Here is a 16,804-nt window from a genome sequence, read left to right as displayed (position 1 = left end):
TAAATACTCAAATCTAATTTTTAAGGTTTTTGAATTAAAAATCTAAGCGTTGGTCCATCTTGATCTATCTCTAAAATTTCAAATCCGCGATTTTTCGCATCTTGAGGTATAGAATTAATACTTTGTGGGCAATCACATAAAATTTCTAAGACCTCACCTGATTTTAATTCTTTTAATGCATCAATGGTAGCTATAGCAGGATATGGGCATGCCTCACCTTCTAAATTTAAACTATAATGAATAATCATAATTTTCCTTTGTTGTGTTGGAAGAATAATCTTTTAAATTTTAAAACAAACAAAAATAAAATAGCAAACAAAGCTAAATTGATTAATAAGCCATTAAAATAACCAAAATCATTTAAAAGATGAATTTTTATACCATTTGTTAGTATTTTTGGGAAATGATCATAATTTAAAGCTAAGATCATAGTACCGATGATATTGGCAATACCCACTATAATAAAATGACTTTGCCCCTCGCAAGCTCTATACATCCAACCACACTCGCATCCTCCGGCAAAAACTATTCCAAATCCAAATAAAAAAGCACCTATAGCAAGGTTTGGTGATATTTCTATTACTTTGCTAGTATGCCCTTGTAATATAAAAGCAAAAGCTATTAAACAAGCTATGATCATACCTATTAAAGCGCCTTTTATAGCATTGTCTCTACCAAATAAAAATAAATCTCTAAAGCAAGAAGTGAAGCAAATTTGAGCCCTAGAAATGATAAAACCAAAAACAAAACCAAATATTAACGCTAAAGGAAAAAAACTTTCTTTGTTTTTAATATCAATATTTTGTTTTTGTAGTATAAATACAACATAAGTTATAAAAATTATAAATACACCAAGTCCTATGTAAAAATATATTTTTGAAATTTTATTTTGTGTTTTTAATTTTTGATTTTCTTTGCAAACGCGTTGTAACTTTGCTTTTGGCTTAAATAAGGCAAGATTACAAACCTTAACACCTAGATAAATTCCTAAAATCATAAATAAAGTAAAAACCCAAGTATGTAAAGAAAAATAAGGTAAACCTGTAAAGAAATTTGCTAAATTACAACCAAAAGCAAGTCTTGCACCAAAGCCTGATAAAATTCCTCCTATAATAGCTTGAAAAATTCGAATTTTGCTAGCAGGCAAACGCCATTTAAATTTATTTGCTAAAAATGCAGCTACTAAGCATCCTATAAACATACCTATGAGCATGATACCATCAATTCTTGTTAAGGGACTGCCACTTAAATTTTGCTTTTGGTAGTAAGTGTAGGAGCTTAAATCCATACCAAAAAATTCTAAAATTTCTCCACCCCAGCGTGTCATTTCACCTGTAACAGCCCAAACACTACCAAAAATTCCAAAATAAATAGCACTTAAAATTCCAAGTATAATCATGCCTTTGGAATTATCCCAAAAATTTATAAAAAAAGATTGTTTGAAAGAATGCATTGATATATCCAAAAATTGTAATTGTCAAAACTTGACACTGAAAAACAAACATTATAACTAAAAAATATAATATTTCAAAGTATTTTACACGCTTATAATTTCATATGTTTAATTTTTGTTTCAATTAAAAATATTAAGATATAATATCATTTTTGGAAGGTTAGCTTATCTGGTGATGGCCACTGACTTCAAATCAGATGAAAGGGTAGTTGACTACTTTTTGGGGAGTTCGATTCTCTCACCTTCTCGCCAAATTTAAGTCAAAATGGAGTTTTTTTATGAGTAAAGCAGATATTGTCGTTGGTATCCAATGGGGTGATGAGGGTAAGGGTAAGATAGTTGATAAACTATGTGAAAATTATGATTATGTTTGCAGAAGTGCAGGTGGACATAATGCAGGTCACACTATATGGGTTGATGGTATAAGATATGCTTTACATTTAATGCCATCAGGTGTTTTAAATAAGCAATGTATTAATGTTATAGGTAATGGAGTTGTAGTTAATCCTGATGTATTAATTAGTGAAATGGCTCAATTTGAAAATTTAGAAGGAAGATTATTTATAAGCGATAGAGCTCATTTAAATTTAAATCATCATGCTTTGATTGATCAAGCAAGAGAAAGACTTAAAGGTGATAAAGCTATAGGAACAACAGGCAAAGGTATAGGGCCAAGCTATGAAGATAAAATAAGTCGTAATGGACATAGAGTAGGGGAATTGCTAGAGCCTGAAAAGCTTTGTGAAAATTTAATGAAAGATTTTGAACTTAAAAAAACTTATTTTGATGTTTTAGGTATTGCAATGCCTAGTTATGATGAAATTTTAAAAGATTTAAAACGCTTTAAAGAAGTGCTAGCGCCATATATTACAGATACTACAAGAATGCTTTGGAAAGCTTTAGATGAGGATAAAAAAGTATTGTTAGAAGGCGCGCAAGGTTCTATGCTTGATATTGATCATGGAACTTATCCTTATGTAACTAGTTCAACGACTATTTCAGCTGGAGCTTTAAGTGGTTTGGGATTAAATCCAAAAGAAATTGGAAAAGTTATAGGCATAGTAAAAGCTTACACAACAAGAGTGGGAAATGGAGCTTTTCCAAGTGAGGATTTAGGCGAAGATGGTGAAAAAATAGGACTTATTGGTAAAGAAATTGGAGTAAGCACAGGTAGAAAAAGAAGATGTGGTTGGTTTGATGCGGTTGCGGTAAGATATACTGCAAGATTAAATGGCTTAGATACTTTATCATTAATGAAACTTGATGTATTAGATGGTTTTGAAAGTGTTAAAATCTGTAAAGCATATGAATATAAAGGACAAGAAATAGACTATGTACCTTGTGATTTAGAAAACGCTAAACCTATTTATGAAGTAATGGAAGGTTGGGATAAAGTTGCAGGGATTAGAGATTATGATTTGCTACCTGAAAATGCTAAAAAATACATTAAGCGTTTGGAAGAATTAAGTGGCGTTAGAGTAGGTTATATCTCCACAAGTCCTGAAAGAGAAGATACTATCATTTTATGAAAAGCAAATATTCTTCTGTGATTAAGCTTAGAAAACAACAGCTTGATAAAGCAGAGGCAAATTTGACTAGAACAAGACAAAAGCTTTTGTTGTGTGAAGAAGAATTTAAAGAAGCTTTAAAAACATGCGAAAGCTTGACTTTGGCTGATAAAGGTTCAGTAGCTTTGTTAAGATCGTCTTTAAAAATGCAAGAGATTGCAAGAGAGGGTAAGCAAAGAATTAAACAAAAATTAGACCTAACTAAAAAAGAACTTGCACATCATCAACATTTATACAAAAAGGCTCATTTGGAATTTGAAAAAATTAAGGTTTTAGAAAATGAAGAATTAAAAAAAATCCAAAAAGCTTTACAAAAAGAAGAAGAAAAATTTATAGATGAACTTGCTATAACAAGACATTTTAATAAGGATAAATGATGAAAAAAATAATATTTTTATTGATTTTCTTAAATTTTGTAAATGCACAGCAAAATTGCGAGCAGTATTTTGAAGCAAGAAAAGAGCAAATGCAAGAGCAAATTAGAGAATATGATGAAGCAAGACAAAGTTTAGAGGCTTATAGAGCTTCTTTTGAAGCTTTGCAAAAAGAAAAAATGCAAGCTTTGGAGCAAAAAGAAGCTGATGTTAATGCAAGTTTAGAGCAAATAAAAAGTTTAAAAGAGCAAAATGAGCGTATATTAGAAGCGACTAAACAAAATCTTCAAGTTATTAATGATAAAACTATGGGGCGTATTACAGAAATTTATGCTAAAATGAAAGATGTGGCCGTGGCAGGTATATTAAGCGAAATGGAACCGGATGAGGCTTCAAAAATTCTACTTTCGCTAGATCCTAGAAAAATTTCATCCATTATGGCCAAGATGGATCCAAAAAAAGCTTCCGATTTAACACTACTTTTGAAAAATTTAGATCAAAATGCAAGTTCGCAGTAAGTTTTAAGCAGTTTTTACCTTTTTTTTAGTATTATTTCAAAATAAAAATAAAAAGGTGAATAAATGCGTATCAAACCAGCTCATATACCTTATATAGCAAATAAAATAATACTTGATTTAATGCATTCTTCTTTTGTTAAAATTAAAGATGATAGTCAAAAACTTTTAAAAACAGCAAAAGAAATTATAGAAATAGATGTTTTAAATGAGCGTAAACTTGATGAAAAAGCAAAAGAAATTTTAGAAAGCCAAGAAGATGAAATTGAGTTTATGCAAATAGATAGAAAAAGTATGTTTTGGATGATTAAGAAAAAACTAGCAAATGAGTTTAAATTTATGCTTGATAGTGAAGATAGATACAATAATCTTTCTCATAAAATTTTAGAAAATTTAGTGGAAGAAGATTTGATAAACTACAATGTGTCAGAAAATCGTGTTAAAAATCTCATTTTTTCAAGTATTATGTCTTATTTAAAAGAGTATGAAAATTTAGAAGATTTAGTCTATGAAAAAATTTCAAACTATAAAAGAAAACTTATTCCAGGTTCTGAAGAATATGAATTGGTATTTGAAAAGCTATATCAAGAAGAGCTTAGAAAAAAAGGACTTTTATGAAAGCATATATTTATATAGAAAATGATGTTTTTTTAAGTGCAAAGGCTTTTGGACAAAGTGGAACTTTTTTTGGAGAGCTTGTTTTTAATACTTCTTTAACGGGGTATCAAGAAATTATTTCTGATCCATCATATGCAGGTCAGTTTGTAGTATTTTCAATGCCAGAAATTGGTATAGTTGGTATTAATGATGAAGATAATGAAAGTAAAAATGTATTTGCTAGCGGAATGATTATAAGAGAATTAAATGAAGATTATTCTAATTTTAGAGCCAATGATTCTTTAAGTGCTTATTTGAAAAAGCATGAAAAAATAGGGCTTTGTGAAATTGATACTAGATTTTTAGTTAAAATGATCAGAGATCAAGGAAATTTGAGAGCGGTAATATCTACTGAAATTAAGGACAAAGAAGAGCTTAAAAAAATGCTTCTTTCTAGTGCTAAAATTGATGAGGTAAATTATGTAGCACAGGTTAGCACTAAAAGCTCTTATAAACATAGTAAAGGTGCTTGGGATCATAGCAACAAAGCTTATGAGAATGTAAAAGCAAATGGTAAAAAAGTAGCTGTGATTGATTATGGTGTAAAAGAAAATATTTTAAATGAGCTTGTAAGTGTTGGACTTGAGGTGGAGGTTTTTCCTTATAATACCAAGGCAAAAGATTTGATTGATTTATATCAAAAAGGTAAAATTCATGGTGTATTTTTATCAAATGGACCAGGTGAGCCAAAAATTTTAAAAGATGAAATCGCAGAGATTAAAAAACTAGCAGAAGCTAAAATTCCTATGCTTGGTATTTGTTTAGGGCATCAACTTTTAAGTAATGCTTTTGGTTATGAAACTTATAAAATGAAATTCGGCCAACATGGAGCAAATCATCCTGTTATTAACCTTACTAATAACACAGTAGAAATTACAGCACAAAATCATAATTATAATATTCCTGAAGAAATAGCAGAGGTTGCAACTATTACTCATAGAAATTTGTTTGGTGATAATGTAGAGGGTGTGAGATATAAAAATTATCCTATTATATCGGTGCAACATCACCCAGAAAGTTCTTCAGGACCACATGAGAGCAAGTATATTTTTAAAGAATTTTTAGAGCTTTTGTGAGTTTAGATTTTATTGCTTTAGCAAGTATAGCTTTTCTTTCTAGTTTTGGGCATTGTTATGGAATGTGCGGAGGTTTTGTTTTAGCTTATACTCAGCTTTCAAAGCAAATCAAACTCCCTTTTTTTCTTTTAATTTTCTCATATCATCTATCTCGAATTTTTGCTTATGTTTGCTTGGGTATATTTTTTGGAGTTTTTGGAAGTTTGCTTTCATTTAGTGAATTTTCAAAAGGCATAATGTTTTTTATAATTGGAATTTTTATGATAACATTAGCACTTGCTTTGAATTTTAAAGGAAAATTTCTAAGTTTTTTTGAAAATTCTTTATTTTTTGAATGCGTAATTAAAAAAAACATCTCTAGATTGATTCAACAAAAATCTTTCAAGAGTACTCTTTTTTTAGGATTTTTAAATGGCTTTGTGCCTTGTGGTTTGGTGTATTTTTATATAGCCTTTGGAATGAGTGTGCAAAGTGTGTATTTATCGGCTTTAATTATGCTTGTTTTTGGTTTTTCAACTTTACCAGCATTGATATTTCTTGCGTATTTTTCTAAAACATTAAATGAAAAATTTCAAAAAATAGCTAGTTTAATTTCCTATATTTTAATTTTTTGTTATGGTGTGTATTTTTCTTATATAGGCTTTGTTTTTACGCGATAATTTATTAATAAATAATAAATAATTAGACATAGTTTAAGCTAAAAAAGATATTAAGTATCGTATAATATAAAGATCGCATAATGCAGAAAAAAACTTAAGGAGAGGAAATGCACCCAGGAAATGCATTAAACTATGACTATACGGTTGCTAAATATTTTATGTTTGCTACCTTATTGTTTGGTGTTATTGGTATGGCTATTGGAACGCTTATTGCCTTTCAGATGGCTTATCCGGATTTAAATTATTTAGCCGGTGAGTATGGTACTTTTTCAAGACTTAGACCATTGCACACTTCAGGTGTAATTTTTGGTTTTATGCTCTCAGGAATTTGGGCTACTTGGTATTATATTGGTCAGCGTGTGCTAAAAGTTAGTATGGCAGAATCAAGCTTTTTAATGTTCATTGGTAAATTGCATTTTTGGCTTTACATGATCACTATGATTATAGCTGTTATTACTTTGTTTGCAGGTGTTAGCACTTCAAAGGAATACGCAGAGCTTGAATGGCCACTTGATATATTGGTAGTTTTAGTTTGGGTTTTATGGGGTGTAAGTATTTTTGGGCTTATTGGAATTCGCCGTGAAAAAACTTTATATGTTTCACTTTGGTATTATATAGCTACTTTCCTAGGTATAGCAATGCTTTATTTATTTAACAATATGGCTGTGCCTACTTATTTTGTGAGTGGAATGGGTGATTGGTGGCATAGTGTTTCTATGTATGCAGGGACAAACGATGCATTAGTTCAATGGTGGTATGGACACAATGCAGTTGCATTTGTATTCACTGTTGGTATTATCGCTCAAATTTATTATTTTCTACCAAAAGAAAGTGGACAACCAATTTTCTCATACAAATTATCTTTATTTGCATTTTGGGGCTTAATGTTTGTTTATTTATGGGCAGGTGGACACCACTTGATTTATTCTACAGTGCCTGATTGGATGCAAACTATGGGTTCAGTTTTTTCAATCGTTCTTATTTTACCTTCTTGGGGTTCAGCAATTAATATCTTACTTACTATGAAAGGTGAGTGGAGTCAATTAAGAGAAAGTCCATTAATCAAATTTATGATTTTAGCTTCAACTTTCTATATGTTCTCAACTTTGGAAGGACCTATTCTTTCTATTAAATCAGTTAATGCATTAGCACACTTTACAGATTGGATTCCAGGACATGTTCATGATGGTACTTTAGGTTGGGTTGGCTTTATGACTATGGCTGCACTTTATCACATGGTGCCTAGAATGTTTAAAAGAGAATTATATAGTAAATCGCTAATGGAAGCTCAATTTTGGATCCAAACTACAGGTATAGTATTGTACTTTAGTTCTATGTGGATAGCAGGTATTACTCAGGGTATGATGTGGAGAGCTACAGATGAGTATGGTAACTTGCTTTATACTTTCATTGATACTGTTGAAGCTATTATTCCTTATTATTGGATTAGAGCTGTAGGTGGGTTGTTGTACTTAGTAGGATTTTTCATGTTTGTTTATAATATTTATAAATCAATTTCAGTGGGTAGAGTGCTTGATAAAGAGCCAAAAAGTGCTTCACCTATGGCAGCATAAGGAGGAAAAATATGTTTAGTTGGTTAGAAAAAAATCCATTCTTTTTTGCTGTGGCAGTATTTATAGTGATCGCATATGCAGGTATTGTGGAAGTTTTACCTGATTTTGCTCAAAATGCAAGACCAATTGAAGGTAAAAAGCCTTATACGGTTTTACAACTTGCAGGACGCCATGCTTATATTAAAGAAAGTTGCAATGCATGTCATTCACAACTTATTCGTCCTTTTAAATCAGAAACAGATCGTTATGGTATGTATTCAGTTAGTGGTGAATATGCTTATGATAGACCATTTTTATGGGGTTCAAAAAGAACTGGACCTGATTTATTGCGTATAGGTAATTTTAGAACTACAGATTGGCATGAAAATCACATGTGGGATCCAGTTTCAGTTGTTCCTGGTTCTATTATGCCAGCTTACAAACATATGTTTAGCAATAATGCAAATATAGAAACAGCTTATGCAGAAGCACTAACTGTAAAAAAAGTTTTCAATGTTCCTTATGATGTTGAAAATGGTACAAAACTTGGTACTTGGGAAGAAGCTCAAGCAGAAGTTAAAGCAGAAGCCCAAGCTATAGTAGATCAAATGAAAAATCAAGATGTTAAAGATGCGTTTGCTAGAGGTGAAATTAGAGAAATTGTCGCTTTGATTGCGTATCTTAATAGCTTGAAATAGGAAAAACTATGGATTTAGAACTAATAAGAGAGTTGCAAGCTTATGGCTTTTTTGCTCTTGTAGTATTCTTAGTGGTAGTTTTGTATTCTTATTGGTTTCATTTGTATAGATCTGAAAAAACAGGTAGAAGAAACTATGAAAAATATGCTGATTTAGCATTACATGATGAAATTGGCGATCGTGTTTTAGAGCAAAATAAAAGGAGTGCTTAATGCAATGGTTGAACTTACAAGATAATGTTAATTTATTATCTTTTATTGGGGCAATTCTTATCATATTGATTACGCTTGTTGTGGTAGGAAAATTGTTTAAAAGTATGAAAGAAGAAAAAAGTCAGGGTGAGCTAAGTGAACATAGTTGGGATGGTATAGGTGAATATAAAAATCCTATACCATTTGGCTGGGCTGTGGTATTTTTCTTAGCTATAGTATGGTGTATATGGTATTTTCTTTGGGGGTATCCTTTAAATAGTTATTCTCAAATTGGTCAATATAATAAAGAAGTGCAAGCGCATAATGAGAAATTTGCACAAAAATTTGCAAATTTAAGCAATGAAGATAAGCAAGAAATGGGTAAAAATATCTTTTTAGTTCAATGCTCTTCTTGTCATGGTATTACAGGCGATGGTATCAATGGAAAAGCTCAAAATCTTAATGTTTGGGGTTCAGAAGAGGGACTTATAGAAGTAATTACTAAAGGTTCTAAGGGCTTAAATTATCCTATGGGTGAGATGTTAAGTGCAGCAGATAATGGTATAGATGAAGCTGATATTCCTGCAATTGCTGCTTATGTTGCTTTTGAAATTTCAGCAATTAAAAAAACTGAAAATCCTCAACTTGTAGCAAAAGGAAAAGAATTATTTGTCACTTGTACAGTATGCCATGGTGAAGATGGAAAAGGAACTATTGATGGTCAATTAGTGGCTCCAGATTTAACAAAATATGGTAGTGCAGAATTTGTAGTAGATGTTTTAAATCGTGGTAAAGCAGGTAGTATAGGTGTAATGCCTCATTTTAACAATGGCTTGTTAAATGAGCTTCAAAAAGAAGCAGTTGGCGAATATGTGATTTCTCTTTCAAGGGGCGAATAATGGAAAATTCAAACAGATGTGTATTTTCACTTTCAGGCGTTAGCGGAATGTTAATAGCAACTATTTTATTATTATCGATTTTAGCAGGATTAACTATTTTGGGTCTAAAAACACAACAAGATGTTATGCAAAAACCTTATAAAATAGAAAATGCAGAACAAATTAAAATGTTTGACTCTAAAAGAGAAGAACATATCATTATAAAGGAATGATTATGGCAAAAGTTCTTGAGTATTTAATCATAGCCGGTTTAGTTGTAGCGGCTGGAATCACTGCTTGGTCGGTTTTAACTGCAAATCATCTTTTTATAGGATGAAAAATATATTTAAAGGCGGTTTTTTAGCCGCCATTTTTATTTGTTTTGCTAATTTTTTACATGCTGAAATATTGTTAAATGATAATATCTTAAACACTGCGATAGAACAAAATATCACTACAAGTTCTAGACAAATTTATGAATTAACTGGAGTAAATATCGCTTTAGCATTAAGTAATAAAAAAGATTTTGAAAGTTTAAAAAATTATGAAGCTAATTTAAGTAAACCATATATTTTACTTGTATTTTCTAAAGCTTCACATAAGGTAGATATACTTGCAAGCGATGATGCTTTGGCTTTTTTTGATAAAGAAGGTGTTTTGAGTCCTTATCCTGAAAAAGGAACAATTCTACCTATACTTGCAAATCCTAAACAAAAAGATATTTATAATGCAGCTATTTTAAATGGTTATGCAGATATAGCCGATCAAGTAGCAAATTATTTTAATATAAAACCTTTTTATGGAAATTCAAATCGTGATACTTTAAATATCATGAGAATTTTAATCTATGGATTTTTATGTGTTGCAATTTTAATGCTAGTTCAAAGAAAAATCAAAAGGAGAAAATAAAAATGGAAAATAAGAAAACATTTTGGCCTTATGGTATTTTGATTTCTTTGGGGCTTATTGTTATAGCTTGTATTGTTACGATTTTTATTGCAAGTAAGGCTCCTGTGTATGAAGATAATTTTTATTTTGATTCTTATCAAAATGTAGAGTTAAATTATAATGAAATTCAAAACAGACAAAAGACTTTTGATAAAAATTTTAAGCTAAGCATTAAAGACAAAGAAAGCTTTATGCATAAGAAAAATCAAGTTTATTATATCAATGAAGGGCAAAATGAGCTTAGGATTGCAATTGAAAATTTAAAAGATTATGATTTAAGTAAGCTTCAAATCCAAACTTTACTTTCGCGTCCACATACAAATGTAAATGATGAGAATTTGCAAGTAAGATTAGAAGGAAGTGATTTGGTGTTTGATTTTAATATCAAAGAAAAAGGTGTTTGGCAAATACTTTTAAAAATCACTCAAGATGAAAATAGTGTAGGGTTTTTTAAATTCTTTTTGCAGACTAAATAATGAAACTTTTTGTATTTAGCTCACTAAGAGCTTTAAGAAAGTATTATGAGAAAAAACTACAGGTTGATAGTTTAGTAGAACCGGCTATGAGTATAGCCGAATTTATACAAAAGTTAGTTTTTTCTCCGCATTTTCAAGCAACACACTATGAGTGTTTACTTTTGATGAAAAAGGCTTGTGAGCAAACTAAAAATTTAGAGCAAAGCTTAAAAATACCGAGTAATTTTTTTGCTTTCTTAAAAAATAATGCTTATTTATTTAGTTTCTTTAAAGAGCTTAGTTTGGAAAAAAAAGATATCAACTCATTAAAATTTCATGATGCTTACGCTCAGTATGATGAACATTTGCAAATTTTAGAAGAACTTTTTAAAAATTATCTTACCTTGTTAAAAGAGCAAAATCTATATGATGATATTTCTTTGCCGCTAGATTATGAAATTAATAGTGATTTTTTAAAAAATTATGATGAGATTATTTTTGATTTTCAAGGTTTTTTAAATGCCTTTGAAGTAGAGCTTTTGTTAAAAGTTAAGGAAATACTTCCTCTTAAAGTGCAGTTTAATTGCACTAAATTTAATAAAGATTTTTTAAATACTCTTAGCTTTTTACAAGGACTTTCTCTTAAGGCAAATTATGCTTATTTGTTTGATTTAAATCAAAAAACAATTTTAAAAGAAGAGTGCTTTTTTAAAGAAAGTAAAATTAGTTATAAAAGTTTTCATTTAAGATCTTTGCAAGCTGCTTTTGTTTTTGAAAAAATTAATTCTTTTTTAAAATCCGGTATAAGCGCAAAAGATATTGTAGTGATTACACCTGATGAGAATTTTGTAGATATTTTAAGACTTTATGATAAAAACAATGTTTTAAATTATGCAAGTGGAGAAAGTATTAAAAATACACTTTTTTATCATAGATTAAAGTCTTTGTATGAAAGTGCTAAAGATGATGAGTTTGAGTATGAAGAAAATGAAGAATTTTATGAAAGGTGTAATTTAAACAAACATTTGTGTAATTTACATTTTTTTTCTTCTAGTGTTGATTTTACAGAGTTTAAAAAGCTTTTTGATGAAAATATTTCTTATGATTTTTTTGAGAATTTTATTTTTAATTTGCTAGAAGATAGTGATGAGGAGTTAAAAAATTATATACATCAAGAGCTTATTTTTATCAAAGAGCTTGTAAAAACACACGAGTTAAGCTTTGTGCAAATTTTAGAATTATTTTTCATGCAAATTGATGGTATAAAATTAAGCAGTGTTGGTGGTGGTGAAGTTACTGTAATGGGACTTTTAGAAAGTAGGGGACTTAGATATGACGGGGTAATTATAGTTGATTTTAATGATGAATTTATCCCAAAAAGAGTTTCAAGCGAGTTATTTTTAAACAATGAAATTCGCAAAAAAGCAGGACTTATCACTCATGCTCAAAGAGAAAATTTACAAAGACATTATTATTATACTTTAATAGCCAAGGCAAAATTAGTTGGAATTTCTTATGTGGAAAATGAAGAAAAAATCAAATCAAGATTTTTAAATGAACTTGAATTTCCACTTTATGAAGACAAGACTTATAGTAATAATGCTTATGTGAAATATTTCCAAACTTATCCATGTACTTTTAATCTTGAGCCTATTGTAAGTATTAAAGCAAAACACGATTATTTTCAAAGCGATCTTTCTTTTTCAAGATTTCATCTTCTTGTGCATTATGGTTTGGATTATTATTATAAGTATGTTTTAAGATTAAAAGAGCCAAAGACTTTAGATGATACACTTAGAGCAAATGAGTTGGGGAGTTTTATCCATAAGGCTTTAGAGCTTTATTATACACAAAAATCTAAAAATCATTTTGATTATGAAGTTTTTATGCAGGTGGTAAAAAGCATTAAGCAATACCGAGTTGATGTACTAAATTTAGCTTTAATACAAACTATATTTAAAGAATTCCAAACACTTGAAAATGAGCATTTTAAGCAAGGTTATGTGGTAGAAAAATGTGAATTTAATCCACCAAGAAAAGAATTTATTGCAGAAAATGGAGTGAAAATTCACGCCATAGGCTTTTTAGATAGAGTAGATAATAATGGTAATGAAAGATTGATTATAGATTATAAAAGTGGTAAGGCAGATGAAAAATCTTATCAACTTGCTTTTTATAAGTTTTTATTAGAAAATCAAAATACCTTATTAAATACAAAAGCTTGCTTTTATGATCTAAAAAATATCAAAATCATACATGAAAATGCTAAAAGTAAGAGCGTACAAGAACTTAAAGATTTGCTTAATGAGCTTGCTAAAGAACCTTTGGAAAAAGAATTTTTTAATCAAAAAAACGACAATACTTACAGCCCTTATACCATGCTTTATAAAAAGGAGTTTAAGCTTTGAGTTATCATTTTGAGCCTTTTTTAGCTTTGGAAGCTAGCGCAGGAAGTGGAAAAACTTTTGCATTAAGTGTGCGTTTTGTAGCTTTGGTTTTAATGGGAGCTAAGATTAATGAAATTTTAGCCCTTACTTTTACTAATAAAGCTACAAGCGAAATGAAAGAAAGAGTTTTTAAAACCTTTTTAGAATTTGATGTGCTTGAAAATGGGGAGAATAAAGCAGAGTGTAATGAGCTTATGAAAATGCTAGGTAAAAGTAAAAATGAGCTTATAGCTTTAAGAGAAAAATACAAAGATGAGTTTTTAAGATCTAAGCTTAATATCTACACTTTTGACAGCTTTTTTTCACAAATCATTCGTTCTTTTGCTTTAAATTTAGGTTTTATGAGTGATTTTGACATTATAGAAAGTCAAGATAGTTATAAAAATTTCATTTCTAAATTAGACGAAGAAGAATTAAGAGCTTTAGCTTATTACATTGTCCAAACAAAAAGTAAAAGTGATTTTTTGCAAAATCTTGAAAGCTTGTATGAAAGATCTTGTGAGATAAATTCTATACAAAATGCACATTTTCCAAATAAAACTTTTTTGGAAAAAAGCTTGAGTGAGTTTATAGCTTATGCAAGAAATTTAAGCACAGATAAAAACTATCAAAAAAATTTCGAATTTGAAAACATAGAAGATTTCTTTACTAAACCTATTATTTGTGATTTAGATAAAAAATATTTTGTAAAAGTCATCGATAGTGAATTTTTACAAAAAAGAGCAGAGTTTTTACAAAGCGCAAAAGAGTATTTTACTCAAATGGAAAATTATCGCATTAGTATGCTTGCAAAGCTTTTGAAGCATTTTAAAGAAGCAAGAAATGAAAACAATGCCAAGCAAAATGCACTGACTTTTTCAGATATAGCTTTAAAAACTCATGAGTTAATTAGTGATGAAACTAATAAAGATTTGATTTATTTTAGACTCGATGGTTATATTTCGCATTTATTAATCGATGAATTTCAAGATACTAATGTTTTGCAGTATCAAATTTTAAAACCCATCATTGCTGAGCTTGTTTCAGGCGAGGGAGTGAAAAAAAATAGAAGCTTTTTTTATGTGGGGGATAAAAAGCAAAGCATATATGGTTTTAGAGGGGGTAAAAAAGAGCTTTTTGATAAGCTTTTAAAAGATTTTCCACAAATTAAATTAGAGCATTTAGATACTAATTATCGTAGTAAAAAGATTATTGTTGATTATGTAAATGAAGTCTTTAAAGATAAATTTTTTGATAGCTTTTTAAATCCTAGCTTTACTTTGCAAAAAAGCATTAAAGAAGGTGGATATGTGGAAGTTTTACAAAACCATATCCCACCAAAAAGTTCTTTACATGAAGCAAGTGGCAAAGAAGTTTTAAAGATCATCCAAAAGCTTTTAGAAAAAGGCGTAAAGCTCAGTGAAATTTGTATTTTGGTATGGATTAACAAAGACGCTACTTTAATGAAAGAATTTCTTGAAGAAAATGACGTTAAAGCTTATACGCAAAGCAATGTAGCTTTGATGGATTGTATTAGCGTAAGAGTGCTTTTTGAGTATGCAAAGGCTTGTGTGCTTAAAGATGAGTTTAGCTTGTACTTTGCAAGTAGTATTTTAGAAAAAGAGCTTGAGTTTATCACGCTTGATTTAAACCGCAGTGTAGGTGAGATTTTAAAATACCTAGTACATGTTTTAAAACTTGACTTAAGCGATGTTAATCTCATCGCATATTTAGAGTATGCAAGTGCTTTTGATAATTTCTTTGATTTTTTATTTACTCCATGTGAGTTAAAGTCTTTACAAGTTCAAGATGATGGAGTAAGCATTATGACCGTGCATAAATCTAAGGGGCTTGAATTTGAAAATTTAATCGTACTTGATAGACTTAGTAAAAAAGCTCCGGATAATGAAACTTTAATGTTTGAGTATGATTTAGAGCAAGGTTGGGAAGTAAAATACAGGCATAGTGCTAGAAAATATCTTGAAGATCAAAATTACAATGCCTTTTTAGCTAAAAGAGAAAAACTTCAAGTAGAAGATGAGATAAATTGTCTATATGTAGCACTTACTAGAGCTAAAAATTCTCTTTTTATCATAAAAAACGATGAGAGTTTTAAAACCTTTAAGAGTTATTTTCAAGACTATGAAGAAAAACAAATAGGCATTATAGAAGAACAGCTTGTTAAAACAAAAGAGCCTTTAGAAAATTTAGAACAAATAGAAAACTTTGAAGAATTTCAAAAGGTAAATTTACAAGAAGTTAAAGTAAAAAGTCATCTTTCAAGCACGCAAATACACTTTGGTTTGGCTTTGCATGAGTTTTTGCAATATTTTGATTTTAACACTAAAAGCAATTTTGAATTTTGCAAGCAAATGGTGTATAAAAAATATCGTTTTTACTTAGATGATGAAAGTTTTAATGAGCTTTTTAAAAGACTTACTATGCTTTTAAAAGATGAGAGCTTTAACGCGCTTTTAGCGGGTAAAAAGCTACTAAAAGAGCAAATCATCACTTATAAAGGTGAGCAAAAACAGCTTGATATGCTTGCATTTGATGATAATGAAGCTATCATTATAGACTATAAAACGGGTTTAAATTTAAACGAGCATAAAAAGCAAGTTTTATTTTACAAAGAAGCCATAGAAAAAATCTTAGCCAAGACTTCCACTAAGGCTTTTTTGGTATATGTTTTAAAGGATAAAGTGGAAATAGTGGAGGTTTAATAATAATCTATATCATCAAATATAGGTTCTACTATAAAATTTCCATTTTTATCTATAAGTCCCCATTTTTCATTTAACTTGACTTTTGCAATTCCTTGGTTGAAACTATAAACTTTATCAAAAATAGGTTTTATTGCAAATTTTCCATTTTTATCTATAAAGCCATATTTTCCATTTAGTCTAACACTTGCCAAATCTTCTTTAAAATCCCAAGCCCAATCAAAATTAGCTTCTATTGCAAATTTTCCATTTTTATCTATAAAACCCCATTTTCCGTTTAAATTAACACTTGCTAGATTTTCCTTAAAATTAGAAATATTGTCAAATATAGGATTTATTATTATTTCCCCGTTTTTATCTATAAATCCCCATTTTCCATTTAATTTAGCTTGTATGGGCTTTTTATATTTAAGAGGATAGGAATCTAAGCACGCCTTAATATCCCCACTGTTGCACTTTTCTTTTAAAATTTCATATTTGTTATTTTGTTTGTTTGGGTTAGTTGTATGAATTTCACTTTTATTTGTATTATAATAAATATTAAAACCAAAAGCTAAAATAGGTAGTACAAAAGCAATAGCAAATTTTATTTTATGTTTAGCAAATAAATTTAACATTATTTCGCCTTAT

At 29.5% G+C, this 16,804-nt stretch carries 18 protein-coding genes and 1 tRNA gene; 16 read left to right on the top strand and 3 right to left on the bottom strand.

Annotated features, from left to right (window positions below):
* Window positions 1–20: 20 nt before the first annotated feature.
* Both yedF and yedE read right to left on the bottom strand, forming a co-directional pair.
* Entirely contained in the window at window positions 21–248 is a 228-nt protein-coding gene (yedF, locus tag L8W64_RS03315) for a sulfurtransferase-like selenium metabolism protein YedF (RefSeq protein ID WP_133319404.1), read from the bottom strand.
* A complete protein-coding gene (gene yedE, locus L8W64_RS03310) occupies window positions 245–1,453 on the bottom strand; it encodes a selenium metabolism membrane protein YedE/FdhT (RefSeq protein ID WP_263660526.1) in 1,209 nt (402 codons plus the stop codon). Before yedE ends, yedF begins: the two co-directional genes overlap by 4 nt.
* Before the next feature lie 154 nt (window positions 1,454–1,607).
* Between yedE and L8W64_RS03305 the strand changes: the two genes are divergently transcribed.
* From L8W64_RS03305 to L8W64_RS03225, 16 genes are all read left to right on the top strand, one after another.
* Window positions 1,608–1,705: transfer RNA gene (locus L8W64_RS03305), tRNA-Sec, on the top strand.
* Between the two features lie 26 nt (window positions 1,706–1,731).
* Window positions 1,732–2,982: an adenylosuccinate synthase gene (locus L8W64_RS03300; RefSeq protein WP_133319402.1), complete on the top strand. Its 1,251-nt coding sequence runs from the start codon at window positions 1,732–1,734 to the stop codon at window positions 2,980–2,982.
* Window positions 2,979–3,398 carry a flagellar FliJ family protein gene (locus L8W64_RS03295; RefSeq protein ID WP_133319401.1) on the top strand — a complete coding sequence of 140 codons (420 nt, stop codon included), beginning with the start codon at window positions 2,979–2,981 and terminating at the stop codon, window positions 3,396–3,398. Before L8W64_RS03300 ends, L8W64_RS03295 begins: the two co-directional genes overlap by 4 nt.
* Window positions 3,395–3,913 carry a MotE family protein gene (locus L8W64_RS03290; RefSeq protein ID WP_165955271.1) on the top strand — a complete coding sequence of 173 codons (519 nt, stop codon included), beginning with the start codon at window positions 3,395–3,397 and terminating at the stop codon, window positions 3,911–3,913. The genes L8W64_RS03295 and L8W64_RS03290 overlap by 4 nt, the downstream gene beginning before the upstream one ends.
* A 63-nt stretch (window positions 3,914–3,976) precedes the next feature.
* Window positions 3,977–4,528 carry a DUF507 family protein gene (locus L8W64_RS03285; RefSeq protein WP_133319399.1) on the top strand — a complete coding sequence of 184 codons (552 nt, stop codon included), beginning with the start codon at window positions 3,977–3,979 and terminating at the stop codon, window positions 4,526–4,528.
* Entirely contained in the window at window positions 4,525–5,643 is a 1,119-nt protein-coding gene (gene carA / locus L8W64_RS03280; protein WP_263661068.1) for a glutamine-hydrolyzing carbamoyl-phosphate synthase small subunit, read from the top strand. Before L8W64_RS03285 ends, carA begins: the two co-directional genes overlap by 4 nt.
* Window positions 5,640–6,302, top strand: a complete 663-nt coding sequence (locus tag L8W64_RS03275) for a sulfite exporter TauE/SafE family protein (RefSeq protein WP_263672852.1) — start codon at window positions 5,640–5,642, stop codon at window positions 6,300–6,302. The genes carA and L8W64_RS03275 overlap by 4 nt, the downstream gene beginning before the upstream one ends.
* A 107-nt stretch (window positions 6,303–6,409) precedes the next feature.
* Entirely contained in the window at window positions 6,410–7,876 is a 1,467-nt protein-coding gene (ccoN, locus tag L8W64_RS03270) for a cytochrome-c oxidase, cbb3-type subunit I (protein ID WP_039617631.1), read from the top strand.
* 11 nt (window positions 7,877–7,887) lie between these two features.
* The gene (ccoO, locus tag L8W64_RS03265; protein WP_087700416.1) at window positions 7,888–8,553 is read left to right on the top strand and encodes a cytochrome-c oxidase, cbb3-type subunit II; all 666 of its coding nucleotides are present in this window, start codon (window positions 7,888–7,890) and stop codon (window positions 8,551–8,553) included.
* Between the two features lie 8 nt (window positions 8,554–8,561).
* The gene (locus L8W64_RS03260; protein WP_133319395.1) at window positions 8,562–8,765 is read left to right on the top strand and encodes a cytochrome c oxidase, cbb3-type, CcoQ subunit; all 204 of its coding nucleotides are present in this window, start codon (window positions 8,562–8,564) and stop codon (window positions 8,763–8,765) included.
* Complete coding sequence (gene ccoP / locus L8W64_RS03255) at window positions 8,765–9,643, top strand: cytochrome-c oxidase, cbb3-type subunit III (RefSeq protein ID WP_263671006.1); 879 nt, start codon at window positions 8,765–8,767, stop codon at window positions 9,641–9,643. Before L8W64_RS03260 ends, ccoP begins: the two co-directional genes overlap by 1 nt.
* Window positions 9,643–9,855 (top strand): DUF4006 family protein, encoded by a 213-nt coding sequence (locus tag L8W64_RS03250; protein ID WP_133319393.1) that lies wholly within the window; start codon window positions 9,643–9,645, stop codon window positions 9,853–9,855. Before ccoP ends, L8W64_RS03250 begins: the two co-directional genes overlap by 1 nt.
* 100 nt (window positions 9,856–9,955) lie before the next feature.
* A complete protein-coding gene (locus L8W64_RS03240) occupies window positions 9,956–10,531 on the top strand; it encodes a hypothetical protein (RefSeq protein WP_220566438.1) in 576 nt (191 codons plus the stop codon).
* 2 nt (window positions 10,532–10,533) lie between these two features.
* Window positions 10,534–11,046 carry a FixH family protein gene (locus L8W64_RS03235; protein WP_220566439.1) on the top strand — a complete coding sequence of 171 codons (513 nt, stop codon included), beginning with the start codon at window positions 10,534–10,536 and terminating at the stop codon, window positions 11,044–11,046.
* The gene (locus L8W64_RS03230) at window positions 11,046–13,433 is read left to right on the top strand and encodes a PD-(D/E)XK nuclease family protein (protein WP_263672851.1); all 2,388 of its coding nucleotides are present in this window, start codon (window positions 11,046–11,048) and stop codon (window positions 13,431–13,433) included. Before L8W64_RS03235 ends, L8W64_RS03230 begins: the two co-directional genes overlap by 1 nt.
* Entirely contained in the window at window positions 13,430–16,174 is a 2,745-nt protein-coding gene (locus L8W64_RS03225; protein ID WP_263672850.1) for a RecB-like helicase, read from the top strand. The genes L8W64_RS03230 and L8W64_RS03225 overlap by 4 nt, the downstream gene beginning before the upstream one ends.
* Here the strand turns inward: L8W64_RS03225 and L8W64_RS03220 are convergent.
* Entirely contained in the window at window positions 16,171–16,791 is a 621-nt protein-coding gene (locus L8W64_RS03220; protein WP_263672849.1) for a WG repeat-containing protein, read from the bottom strand. The two genes, L8W64_RS03225 and L8W64_RS03220, sit on opposite strands and share 4 nt — an antisense overlap.
* Window positions 16,792–16,804 lie beyond the last annotated feature (13 nt).

Source organism: Campylobacter sp. IFREMER_LSEM_CL1097, from assembly GCF_025772225.1.
Lineage (GTDB): Bacteria > Campylobacterota > Campylobacteria > Campylobacterales > Campylobacteraceae > Campylobacter_D > Campylobacter_D lari_D.
Note: the sequence above shows the minus strand (reverse complement) of the source record. Positions and strands in the feature narration are given on the sequence as shown.